The sequence below is a fragment of the Stenotrophomonas sp. KH_036_B genome, from assembly GCF_057839485.1.
Genome location: NZ_CM174491.1, coordinates 4,009,551 through 4,021,497 on the forward strand (window position 1 = coordinate 4,009,551; position 11,947 = coordinate 4,021,497).

At 66.9% G+C, this 11,947-nt stretch carries 10 protein-coding genes; 4 read left to right on the top strand and 6 right to left on the bottom strand.

Features of this window, described 5'->3' with window-relative positions; translation table 11 throughout:
* Positions 1 to 102: 102 nt before the first annotated feature.
* The gene (locus AC3ITN_RS17770; protein WP_489391372.1) at positions 103 to 2,241 is read right to left on the bottom strand and encodes a hypothetical protein; all 2,139 of its coding nucleotides are present in this window, start codon (positions 2,239 to 2,241) and stop codon (positions 103 to 105) included.
* Between the two features lie 93 nt (positions 2,242 to 2,334).
* Here AC3ITN_RS17770 and AC3ITN_RS17775 point away from each other — a divergent pair, with 93 nt between their 5' ends.
* Positions 2,335 to 2,940 (top strand): helix-turn-helix domain-containing protein, encoded by a 606-nt coding sequence (locus AC3ITN_RS17775; RefSeq protein ID WP_489391373.1) that lies wholly within the window; start codon positions 2,335 to 2,337, stop codon positions 2,938 to 2,940.
* 74 nt (positions 2,941 to 3,014) lie between these two features.
* On the opposite strand, the gene ung is transcribed toward AC3ITN_RS17775, so the two are convergent.
* The 5 genes from ung to rhlB form a co-directional block, all read right to left on the bottom strand.
* The gene (gene ung, locus AC3ITN_RS17780) at positions 3,015 to 3,722 is read right to left on the bottom strand and encodes a uracil-DNA glycosylase (RefSeq protein ID WP_489391374.1); all 708 of its coding nucleotides are present in this window, start codon (positions 3,720 to 3,722) and stop codon (positions 3,015 to 3,017) included.
* Positions 3,719 to 4,561 carry a response regulator gene (locus AC3ITN_RS17785; RefSeq protein WP_313344241.1) on the bottom strand — a complete coding sequence of 281 codons (843 nt, stop codon included), beginning with the start codon at positions 4,559 to 4,561 and terminating at the stop codon, positions 3,719 to 3,721. Before AC3ITN_RS17785 ends, ung begins: the two co-directional genes overlap by 4 nt.
* Positions 4,562 to 4,568: 7 nt before the next feature.
* Positions 4,569 to 5,519 (bottom strand): permease-like cell division protein FtsX, encoded by a 951-nt coding sequence (ftsX, locus tag AC3ITN_RS17790; protein ID WP_313344239.1) that lies wholly within the window; start codon positions 5,517 to 5,519, stop codon positions 4,569 to 4,571.
* The gene (gene ftsE, locus AC3ITN_RS17795) at positions 5,516 to 6,202 is read right to left on the bottom strand and encodes a cell division ATP-binding protein FtsE (protein ID WP_313344236.1); all 687 of its coding nucleotides are present in this window, start codon (positions 6,200 to 6,202) and stop codon (positions 5,516 to 5,518) included. Before ftsE ends, ftsX begins: the two co-directional genes overlap by 4 nt.
* Before the next feature lie 131 nt (positions 6,203 to 6,333).
* On the bottom strand, positions 6,334 to 8,055 hold the full coding sequence (rhlB, locus tag AC3ITN_RS17800) for an ATP-dependent RNA helicase RhlB (RefSeq protein WP_489391375.1): 1,722 nt from the start codon (positions 8,053 to 8,055) through the stop codon (positions 6,334 to 6,336).
* 577 nt (positions 8,056 to 8,632) lie between these two features.
* Between rhlB and trxA the strand changes: the two genes are divergently transcribed.
* The 3 genes from trxA to AC3ITN_RS17815 all read left to right on the top strand — a co-directional run bounded on the left by trxA (position 8,633) and on the right by AC3ITN_RS17815 (position 11,934).
* The gene (gene trxA, locus AC3ITN_RS17805; protein WP_489391376.1) at positions 8,633 to 8,962 is read left to right on the top strand and encodes a thioredoxin; all 330 of its coding nucleotides are present in this window, start codon (positions 8,633 to 8,635) and stop codon (positions 8,960 to 8,962) included.
* A gap of 225 nt (positions 8,963 to 9,187) precedes the next feature.
* Positions 9,188 to 10,963 (top strand): transcription termination factor Rho, encoded by a 1,776-nt coding sequence (rho, locus tag AC3ITN_RS17810; protein ID WP_489391377.1) that lies wholly within the window; start codon positions 9,188 to 9,190, stop codon positions 10,961 to 10,963.
* A 509-nt stretch (positions 10,964 to 11,472) separates the two neighbouring features.
* The gene (locus AC3ITN_RS17815; protein ID WP_313344224.1) at positions 11,473 to 11,934 is read left to right on the top strand and encodes a hypothetical protein; all 462 of its coding nucleotides are present in this window, start codon (positions 11,473 to 11,475) and stop codon (positions 11,932 to 11,934) included.
* The last annotated feature ends 13 nt before the right edge of the window (positions 11,935 to 11,947 follow it).

The following is an 11,947-nucleotide window of genomic DNA, read 5'->3' on the forward strand; positions in this document are numbered from 1 at the left end:
CGAATGCGGCCGCCAGGCCTGTGCGGCCCGTTCGGCAACGGTGCGTCTGTCGATCCCCGGCGCGGGGTCATTCCCTCGCCATCGGCGCTGCTGCCCGGCGCGCTAGTACGCGCCGGGGTTGTTGCTGAAGCTCACGGGCACGCTGATCGTTGCCTGGCCCCCATTGACCAGGTTCACCCCCACGCTGACCGCACTGCCGCCGACGGCGCCGCCACTGGCTGCCGCGCAGGCGCTGCCGCCGGTGGCACTGCACGTCCAGGCGGCGCGCAGCGTGGTGCCGTTGGGCAGCGTGTCGGCGACGATGGCGTTGGTGACCGCGTCGGGGCCGTCGTTGCGCACCACCAGCGTGTAGGTCGCCGTGCCACCGGGCGTGTAGCTGCTGCTGCCATCGCTCTTGGTGATCGACAGATCCGCCTGGCGCGTTCGATTGGTGATGCTGCACACCAGGGTGACCGCGGTGGCGGTCATCGCGGGCGCCTGCAATGTGAACGTGCCGCCGGTGCCGGAAGACACCACCGTGTTGGTCTGGTCCACGCACTGCCAGGTGCTGGCGTAGCGCGCCAGCGTGCCGCCCGCTGCGGCGGCCTCGGCAAGTGCGTAGCTGCCGCCGGGCACGGTGATCACCGCGGCGGTTGCGCCGTTGTTGCCCACGTTGCTGGCCGAGCCGACGGTGCTGCCGTTGTAGGTGATGGACAGATTGAAGCGACCGGTGTCGCTGGTGGGTTGCAGCAGCTTGACCAGCTGCAGCGTTGCCGCGCACGCCTGGGTGATGCCTTCCACGGTGAACACCGCCTGGCCGATGCGGATGCCGAGCAGGCCCAGCAGGTTGTCCACCACCCCGCCCAGCAGGGTCGTCAGTACCGGGGTGACCAGCCCGTTGACCAGAGTGCGGATCGGCGTCAGCAGCGTGCTGACGACGCCATTGACCAGATCGGCCACCGGCAGTGGCAGGGCGATGCCGCCGAGCAGCGTCACCACCGGATTGCCGCTGGTGACCTGGATGTTGAGCGAGTTGACCAGCGTGGAGACCAGCGTTGCCGCACTCACCGTACCCGCGGTCAGGGTGCGCGTCTGTGGATAGGGGCCGGTGAAGCTGGCGCTCTGCAGGCCAGGGGTTGCAGTGGCGTAACCGCTGATGCTGACCGTCAGGGGAATGGTGACGTCGGCGATCGGGGTGAGGATGCCGAGGATGTTCGCCGACACCCGCACCTTCACGCTCAGCGAGGTCAGCGCTGCAGGGCTCAGCGCCGTGCTGGTCAGCACCGTGCTGCGGTTGAAGAAGGTGGCGTCGCTGATCTGGCCGACATAGAGGTTGACCAGGCCCGGACGCGCCTGCAGGGTGACCGCGTTGCCGACCAGGTTGATGGCGGAAATCGAGCCCTCGGCGCGTGCGACATCCGCGTACACCTGCAGGTGCAGCACGTCGGCGCTGATGCTGGTGTTGGACAGCGAGATGCCGAGCAGGTTGAGCCCGCTGAGCGCGGCGGTGAGCGTGCCGGTATTGAGGCCCTGCACAAGATCCAGGTCGAGCTTGATGCGGATGGCTGCGCTGTGGAACGCCGCGCCGACCGCGCCGCAGGTGTAGACCGGCGGTTCCACCACCTGCGCCCACATGCGCACGTTGGCCACACCGTTGAGCCCCAGTGCCGCCGTGTTGACGGTGATCGGCGTCGGCGTGGTCAGCACGTTGCGGAAGTTGTACAGCTGCACCCCGCCGGTGAGCAGGTCCAGCACGTTCAACCGCACCGTGGTGAGCGAGCCGGTGGGCAGGGCGATCTGCAGGATGTCGGCCAGGCGGATGCTGCCCGACGTGCCGGCCACGCCCAGCGGCAACGCGTTGAGCACGTTGGCCGCCGCCGTCTGGCCGTCGGCCTGCAGCACCTGCACCATCGCCGCGCGCAACTGGCCCAGGGTGATGTTGGTGTTGAGCACCTGGCTGGGGTCGCTGACCACCACACCCCCGTTGAGCTGGGTCAGCAGTGCATTGAGGTTGATGTTGGCGCCGGCGAGGTTGTTCCAGTCAACCGCGCTCAGGTTGAGGGTGGTGCCGGGCAGCAGCGCGCCGAACAGCAGATTCAGGATCGGGCTTTGGGTGGAATCGACCGAGGCCAGGCGCGGTCCGGCGCTGACGCAGGCACCGGCCGTGCAGGCCGACTGGGCATGGGCCCGGCCAAGGCAGGAAAGCACCGCCAACACGGCCAGCAGTACCAGCGACTGCCACCGCGATGACGAAGCGTTCACGCCTTTCACATTAACCATACGTTCGTCTCCCCCGCTTTTTGGGCAAAGCTCGACCGTAACGATGGATTTACTCCGTCGCCGCCCTGATCTCGCTTGCCGTTGTCCGTTTCCCGACGTGATTTACGTTCAGGCCCGGTTTTGGCGATTAATGCGGGGCTGCGGAATTTTCGTCAAACAAGACGGCGTGAAAATGGGGGGCAGTACCGCTTGCTGGCGCGTGTTTATCCAGCTATAAGCCTTGTTGCAGAAGTGGGCGAAAGCAATTCTGTACACAGAAGAAAAGAATCGCTTTCAGGGAAGCAATACTTACTAAACAGGGAAAGGGGGAGTGAAATGCAGGCTATGTGCGACAGAATCAGGCGAGCACGCCTGACCGCAGGCCTATCGCAATCGCAGCTGGCGCTGGAGGCCGGCGTGCGCCGCAGTGCAGTGGCGCAGTGGGAACGCGAGGGAGGCACGTTTCCCAGTGTTCAACACCTTGCCTGCATCGCAATTGTGACGCAAGTCTATTTTGAATGGCTGGCGACGGGACGCGGACCGGGACGACCGGAGGCAGAAAACGACATTCCGCTGTCGGAAGAAACTCGCGTCGAAGCGGAGCGCACGAGCCAGGAAACCGAGATTCTCGCCCTGCTGCGTCGGATGCCGCCACGGAAACGTCAGGTGGCCCGCGCAATCATTGAAATGCTGACTGATTAAATCGATTCAATGGATCGATCAATTAACACTGAATGCACAAAACGTGCGGCCCGCCGACGGCTGACCGGATCGATTCAGAGCGTGGCGCGCGGCGGCAGCGACCAATCGATGCGACCCAGGCCGCGCCGGTCCAGATACTGGTTGGCCGTGGAAAAATGCTGGCAGCCCAGGAAGCCGCGATGCGCCGACAGCGGCGACGGATGCGGTGCCTTGAGCACGCGGTGGCGGCCGGTGTCGATCACCTTGCCCTTCTGCTGCGCGTAGCTGCCCCAGAGCAGGAACACCAGGCCCTCGCGCTCGCGGTTGAGGGTATCCACGACATGGTCGGTGAATCCCTCCCAGCCGCGCTTCTGGTGCGAGCCCGGCTTGCCTTCCTCCACGGTGAGCACCGCGTTGAGCAGCAGCACACCGCGCTGCGCCCACGGCAGCAGGCAGCCGTGGTCTGGCCGGGGAATGCCCAGGTCGGATTCGATTTCCTTGTAGATGTTCAGCAGCGACGGCGGCACCGGCACGCCGGGCATCACCGAGAAGCTCAGGCCATGGGCCTGTCCGTGGCCGTGATAGGGATCCTGCCCGAGGATCACCACCTTCACCTGCTCGAACGGTGTGGCGTCGAACGCGGCGAACATCTGCGGGCCCGGCGGGAACACGTGGGCACCGGCGGCCTTGCGCTGGCGCAGGAAGCCGGCGAGCTCACGCATGTCCGGCCGCAGCAGATAGTCACCAATATGCGCCTTCCAGCTCGGTTCGAGCTGGATGCTGGGCTGTACGTCGTCGTTCATCGCACCGCGGGTTTGTCGTTGAGTCGCGCCAGGCGCAGCTGGAACAGGACCTTGGTGACCAGCAGCCGTTCTTCGATCGGCTTCTGCACCAGGTCATTGGCACCGGCCTGCAGCAGGCTGGACTGGTTGAGCGGGTTGCCGTCGCCGGTCATCACCAGCACCGGCAGGCGGCGCTTGCCGTAGCCGAAGTCCACGCGCACGCGCTCCACCACATCGCGGCCACTGAGTTCGCCCTTCAGCGTGACGTCGGTCAGCACCAGGTCGATGCGGTGGCTGCTGCGGCCCAGCGATTCGGCGGTGAGCAGCGCGAAGGCTTCTTCCGCGGTCATCACGTGCAGCACGTTGAGGCTCTGCCGTTCCAGCATGCGCTTGGTCGCCTCGGCCACCACGCGGCTGTCTTCGACATACAGAATGGTGGCGCCGGGAATCGTCTCCGGCTGCACATAGCCACGGATGAAGGTGGCCAGCGCCTCGTGGCCCAGGGCCTTGTCGAAATAGTCGGTGACGTAGTCGGTGAAGCGGCGCTGCTCCAGGTGCTGCTGCGCGTCGCCGGAGACCACGATCACCGGCACGTAGGCCTGGCCCGCGGTCTCGCGCACCAGCCGTGCCAGCGCCAGCCCGTCGCCATCACTCAGCGTGAGCGAGGTGGTGACCAGGTTGACCGGGCCGGCTTCCAGTGCGGTGCGCGCCTCTTCGATGCTGGCGCAGCCCACCACTTCCACCGCCGGCAGTTCGCGCTTCAGCACGTCGGCGATCAGGCGGCGGACCAGCTTGGAACCATCGACCACCATGACGCGCGGTGCATCGTCGACCAGGTGCTTCAGTACTTGCGGACGCATGCGGGCCTCAGGTTTCGGTCGGACGGGTCTGGCGCAGGAAATGTCCCGTCACCAGCCACGCGCCCAGCCAGCCCAGCACGACAGTGCCGACCAGCACGAGCGATGAATGCAGCAGGTCCAGCCCATGCAGCACGAACGGGCTGGCGTAGCTTTGCGAGAGCGCGGCCAGCGGCGGGCGCAGGGCCAGCCCTGCCACGCCGATCAGTGCCAGTGCCAGCGCACCGGCCCCCAGGCCATACCAGGCGCCAAGGTACAGGAACGGGCGACGGATGAAGCCGTCGCTGGCACCCAGCAGCTGCAGCACGCCGATTTCCTCGCGGCGCGCCTGGATGTCCAGCCGCACCGTGTTGCCCACCACCAGCGCTGCGCCAAGGCCGAGCAGGACCGACAGCACCTGCACCAGCCGCGTGCCGAAGCCCAGCCAGGCATCCAGGCGCTTGCGCCACAGGGCGTCATGCTGCACCAGGTCGGCCTGCGGCAGGCCTTCCAGCGACTGCGCCAGGCGGGCGTCATCGGTGCCGTTGGCCGGGGTCACGATCAGCAGCGACGGCAACGGGTTGTCGTGCAGCGCGTCGATGGCTTCGCCCAGCCCGGCGCTGTCGCGCAGCTCGGCCAGGCCTTCGTCCGGCGAACGCAGGGTGACGCCGGCCACGTCGGCACGGCCGCGCAGCGTGTCGGCCACCTGTTTCGCCGCAGCGGCATCGACCGTGGTCTTGAGGAACAGGTTGATGTCGCGCGACTGCTGCACGCTGCCGGCGAAGTGCTTGAGGTTGTCCAGCGCGATCGACAGGCCCAGCGGCAGGGCCAGCGCGAGCGCCATCACCATCACGGTGAGCAGGGTGGCCCACGGCTTGCGCCAGGCGCGGCCCAGGCTGAACACCACGCTGTGGCCATGGTGGTGCAGCCACACGCCGAAGCGCGAGGGTGCCACGGCATCCTTGTTGGTGGCGGTACTCATTCGGCCAGGTCCTGCGGCGAGATGTCGTCGATCAGCTTGCCGTGGTCGAGGATCAGCACGCGCTTGCGCATGTGGCGCAGCAGCGCCAGGTCATGGCTGACCACCAGCACGCTGGTGCCGCGCTCGGGCAGTTCGGCGAACAGCGCCATGATTTCCGCCGCCAGGGTGGGGTCGAGGTTGCCGGTGGGTTCGTCGGCCACCAGCAGCTTGGGTTCACCGACGATCGCACGGGCGATGCCCACGCGCTGCTGTTCACCCGCCGAGAGCTGCGACGGCAGCGCCTTCTCGCGGTGGCCCAGGCCCATGCGTTCCAGCACCGAGCGCACGCGCTTGGCGATGTCGGCACGGCGGGTGCCACGCAGGATCAGGGGCAGCGCCACGTTCTCGGCAATGCTGCGGTCCATCAGCAGGCGATGGTCCTGGTAGACCGCGCCCACCGTGCGCCGATGCCGGGGGATATCGCCACCACGTACCTTGAGCAGGTTGCGGTCGTCGAACACCACCGCGCCGCGGCTGGGCCGCTCGTCGAGGTGGATCAACTTGAGCAGGGTGCTCTTGCCGGCGCCGGAATGCCCGGTGACGAACAGCATCTCCCCGGGCGCGACGTCGAAGCTGACGTCCACCAATGCCTGGTGGCCGCCCGCATAGTGTTTGCTGACATTGTCAAAACGCAGGACGCTCATCCCTCCGATTATGCCGGAGGAGGATGGCGAGGTGGGGATGCCTGTTCGCCCGACCAACGGTAGGGAGCTACCGTTGATCGGGTTTGCCCTGCCGCCCCGCCAACAGTGGGGCGCTACCGATCAGGCGCGGATCAGCTGCCCGACAGCATCCGGCGGATCTTGCGGCCGATGCGGGTCAGGAAGCCGGCGCCCGGGTCGGCAGACGGTGCGGTGTTGCGCATCGGCTTGGCGGTGACCTGCACGGGCGTGACCTGCTGTGCCGTGCCTTCGGCGCCTTCAACCGGGCGACCGTGGCGACGACGACGGCGCTTGCGCGGTGCGCGCTCGCCGTCCACTGCTGCGTCCGGCGCGCCTTCGGGACGCGGCGCCTCGACAGCCTGCACGGCGGCCGCGGGGACGGCACCTTCCACGGCGGCGGCGGCGGCGGCGGCGGACTGCTCGCCTTCCACGCGCGGCTTGCGCGGGCCACGCGGACGGCGTTCGCCGCTGCGCTCACCACTGCGTTCACCGCGACCACCCGCGGAACGGCTGCCACTGCCACTGGAACGACCGCCGCCACGACGCTCTTCCTCGGCCGCACGCGCTTCGCGTGCCTCGCGGAAGATCTGGCCAACGCTTTCGTTCGCGTCCGGGTCCACCTCGCCGTCGGCCGGCGGGGCGCGCTCGGGGCGCGGCAGCGAGGTCAGGATCTCGCTGGTGACGGGTTCCACCGGGATCTTCTGCTCGATGTACGCCTCGATGTCCGGCAGGCCCATCGCGTAGCGCTCGCACGCGAAGCTGATGGCATCGCCTTCCTCGCCCAGGCGGGCGGTACGGCCGATGCGGTGCACGTAGTCTTCGGCGTCGAACGGCAGGTCGTAGTTGTAGACGTACTTGATGCCGTCGATGTGCAGGCCGCGCGCGGCCACGTCGGTGGCGACCAGGATTTCCAGCTGACCCTTCTGGAAGCGGTTGAGCAGGCTCTCTCGCTTCTTCTGCGGCACGTCGCCGGACAGCACGCCGACACGGTAGCCGGCCTTTTCCAGCGAGCGCGCAACGCGTTCGACGAACACCTTGGTGTTGACGAAGACCATGGTGCGCGCGCCTTCGCTGCGCGACAGCAGGCCCAGCAGCAGCGGGATTTTTTCTTCGTCGGCCGGGAAGTAGATGCGCTGGCGCACGCGGGCGGCGGTGATCGACTCGCTCTCCACCACCAGCTTCTGCGGCTCGTTCATGTGCTCATAGGCCAGTTCCAGCACGCGGTGGCTGAGCGTGGCGCTGAACAGCAGGGTCTGGCGCGTGGCGCGCTCGGGCATGCGGCGCAGCAGGAAGCGGATGTCCTTGATGAAGCCCAGGTCGAACATGCGGTCGGCTTCGTCAAGCACGCAGATCTCGCAGGCATGCAGCGAAACCACCTTGTGCTGCTTGACGTAGTCGATCAGGCGGCCGGGGGTGGCGATGATCACGTCCACGCCCTGCTGCAGGATTTCGCGCTGCTTGTCGTAGTCCACACCGCCGTAGACCAGCGCGAAGCGCAGGCCCAGGTCCGAACCGAACTTCACCGCATCCTTGTGGATCTGGATGGCCAGTTCGCGGGTCGGCGCCAGGATCAGCGCGCGCGGGTCTTCCGGCTTGCGGTCGGCCAGGGCCGGGCGGGTCAGCAGGCGGTTGACCACCGCGACCAGGAAGGCCAGCGTCTTGCCGGTACCGGTCTGGGCCTGACCGGCGACGTCGCCGCCAGGCAGTGCCACCGGCAGGGTCAGCGCCTGGATCGGGGTGCAGCGGGTGAATCCAGCTCCTTCCAGACCGGCCTGCAGGGCCGGATGCAGATCAAAGGAGGAGAAGGTCAAATCGGTCAGCGGTTTGTCGCTCATGAGTCCGTCTTGGTAAGGCCAGCCCGGCAGCGTGCACGGATGGCTTGCAATCTTGGGGGCACCGTCGCCATTGAGGGCCCTGCGCCAGGGAAGGCGGAGGCCGGACCAACCGGTCCTCGGGCGCCGCACAATGACCCAGTTTAGCGCAAAGCGGCCGGCAAACCGGGATGGCCGGTCTCACGACCCCAAGCGACAACGTGTGAAGGCGCATCGATCGGGTAGAGCCACGCCCGGCGTGGCTGGCCATCGCAGCCCGTCAACTGACCCTTCACCGCCCCGACCCTCAGTTGAACGCCCCGCCTTTAGTGGCTGGAACCGCCACCACCCCACCCGCATATCAGTCTCGCCAGCCCCGGCAAAGCGCGATGGCAGTCACAGGACGAATCTTTCCAACCGGTGTCTGCCACCCCGCGACGATAGGGGTACACTGCCGGCCGTGAGCGTCCAGGCATCCATCGGACGCACCGCTGGCCGCCTCCGCGGCCACGAGGCAGCAGACGGGGACGGGGCCTGCGGGCACCGTCCAGGTTCAACCTCCTCCGGCCCGGCCGGGTGCACTCCAAAACGAGAGACCAAGATGAGCGACAAGGTTGTACATGTCAGCACGGCTGACTTCCAAAGCACTGTGCTGGATTCCAAGGAACCCGTGCTGGTCGATTTCTGGGCCGAGTGGTGTGGCCCCTGCAAGATGATCGCCCCGGCACTGGACGAGCTGGCCGACGCCTATGACGGGCGCGCCAAGATCGCCAAGGTCAACGTCGACGAGCAGCGCGAATTGGCCGTGAAGTACCACGTGCGCTCGATTCCGATGCTGCTGGTGTTCAAGGACGGCGAAGTCCAGGCCCAGCAGGTCGGCGCAGTGGGCAAGGCCCAGCTGGCCGGCATGCTCGACAAGGCTCTGGCCTGATCGCAGCAGGCAGCCGGCCCAGGTTGGCTGCCCCAAGGGCCCCCACGCCCGCATGAATGACCCTGCCCCACCCGGCTTGCGCACTGCCGCGAGCCGGTGTTAGTGTCGGCATATCCGGCCGCATTCGCGCGCCGCATCTTCTGGACGTCGTCTCTTTCCAGAATCCCTTCCCAACGTTCGCCGCCCCTGCCGGGCGCTCGCACCTTCCAGCGAGGAATTCAGCACTTGTCCGATATCACTACTTCCGAACCCGGGAGCGCCGACGCGCCCGCCGAGAAGCGCGTGCGCAAGCCGCGCGTCGCCAAGGCCGCTGCCAGCAGCGCCGACACCGGTTCTTCTCCTTCCCAGAACGCCCTGCCCCTGGCTGCCGCGCCTGACGCGCCGGCGCCGGCTGCACCCGCAGCCCCGCAGCAGGCGCCCCAGGCACCGGCCGCGGCCAGCGGCGATGCCCCGCCCCCCCAGGGCGGCGGCCAGGACGCCGGCGACGGCGGCCAGCGCAACAACAACAACCCGCAGGGCGGCCAGAATCCGTACCAGCAGGGCCAGAACCAGGGCAAGGGCCAGAACGACGGCCAGGGCCAGGGCAACCGCCGCGACCGTTTCCGTAACCGCCGCGACCGCGACCGCAATCGTGGCGGCGGCGGTGGTGGCTTCCGCGACGACGGCATGCCGCAGGACACCGGCGAGCAGCAGCCCTTCGTGCGCAGCCAGCAGGCCAACGTGCCGGAAGGCTTCCCGGTCTATTCGCTAAGCGACCTCAAGCGCATGCCGGCACAGAAGCTGCTGGACATCGCCGAGCAGCTGCAGATCTCCGAAGGCGTGGCACGTGCCCGCAAGCAGGACGTGATCTTCGCCCTGCTCAAGGTACTGACCCGCCACGGCGACGGCGTTGCCGCCGACGGTGTGCTGGAAATCCTGCCGGACGGCTTCGGCTTCCTGCGCGCGGCCGAGGCCAGCTACCTGGCCGGCCCGGACGACACCTACATCTCGCCCAGCCAGATCCGCCGCTTCAACCTGCGTACCGGCGACCACCTGTCGGGCCGCATCCGCTTCCCGAAGGACGGCGAGCGCTACTTCGCGCTGTCGATCGTGGACACCATCAACGGTGAGCCGCTGGAAGCGTCGAAGAACAAGGCGCTGTTCGAAAACCTCACCGCCCTGTTCCCGCGCAAGCGCTTCACGCTGGAGCGCGGCAACGGCTCGTCGGAAGACATCACCGGCCGCATCCTCGATCTGATGGCACCGCAGGGCAAGGGTCAGCGTGCGCTGATCGTCTCCCCGCCGAAGGCCGGCAAGACGATGATGATGCAGCAGGTTGCTACTGCCATCACGACGAACCATCCGGAAGTGCACATGATCGTGCTGCTGATCGATGAGCGTCCGGAAGAAGTGACCGAAATGCAGCGCACCGTGCGCGGCGAAGTCATCAGCTCCACGTTCGACGAGCCGGCGGCCCGTCACGTGCAGGTGGCCGAAATGGTGATCGAGCGGGCCAAGCGCCTGGTCGAACACAAGAAGGACGTGGTGATCCTGCTCGACTCGATCACCCGCCTGGCGCGCGCCTACAACAACGTGGTGCCCAGCTCCGGCAAGGTGCTCACCGGTGGTGTGGACGCCAATGCCCTGCACCGTCCGAAGCGCTTCTTCGGCGCCGCGCGCAACGTTGAGGAAGGCGGCAGCCTGACCATCATCGCCACCGCGCTGGTCGAAACCGGCAGCAAGATGGACGAGGTGATCTACGAAGAGTTCAAGGGCACCGGCAACAGCGAAGTGCACCTGAACCGTCGTATCGGCGAAAAGCGCGTCTACCCGGCCATCGACATCAACCGTTCGGGCACCCGCCGCGAAGACCTGCTGATCGAACCGGAGCTGCTGCAGAAGATCTGGATCCTGCGCAAGCTGCTGCATCCGATGGACGAAATCGCCGCGATGGAGTTCCTGCTCGACAAGATGAAGAACACCAAGTCCAACGACGAGTTCTTCGGTTCGATGAAGCGCTGATCCGCGCAGACATCGAAACAGAAAGAGGCCCCGCACTGCGGGGCCTTTTTCGTTGTGGCGGCGGCCGTCGGCGCCACCGGCAGGTACCGACCGTTGGTCGGTACTGCCTGGCGCTCGGCCCGACGCAACATCCCTACGGACGCAGCCGATCCCGCAACGGACCAGACTGCGCAGGCACCGCCATCCCCAACAATTCTTCGACGGCTACCGCGCCTGCCTCAGCGCGGCGCTCAGCGGCATCAGGAACTGCTACGTCATACGCGTGGCCCACCCCCAATCCCGCCCGCACCACCGTCGACACCGCCACCAGTATCAGAAGCGACGCCCCACCCAGGACATGTAACAGCGTCACATCCACCTCCCCGCATGCATGTGCCCCGCACACTACGCGTGACGCGGATGGCTTCCTTTGAAACTGCTCCTATTTGCAGCATCCACTGAATGGGTCTGGTTCGCGCCCGCCCCACATGCCGCTCTACCCCTGCCGGCACGTTTAGCGGCATCGCAGCATGGACCAGGCCCTTGACCCTGTTGTCCAAGCCCTTATTCTTGAATGCATGGCCAGTCCGAAGCCCCTGCCCCAGCCATGCCCCCCAGTGGTCGCCTCAGCGTCCGTTGATCGTGTGGCTGCCCGACTCGCGGCGCTGAAGCTGGCGAAGGCACGCTACGCGGCCCTGCGCAAAGTTCACCGCACCCTTGCGGCCGAGTTTGCAACGCTGGATGATGAAAAGGCAGCCCGCCTTGTAAAGCGTGCGCTTCGAAACGTGAAGGTCTGGGAACATGGCGGAGTAGCCAGCCCATACTATGTGCGCGCTTGGCGTAGAATTCTGCAGGATCCTGCAAACAGCATTCCCAAGATGCTGCGTGGCCACAACGCCAATGCGCTGGTCCAGAACTCCCCCTTCGGATTCATCTACCGGGAACCGAAGTATCGCGAGGAGCTTCGCGTTGGCGCCCCCGAAGAGGCCTGACGTCCCAGCGGAC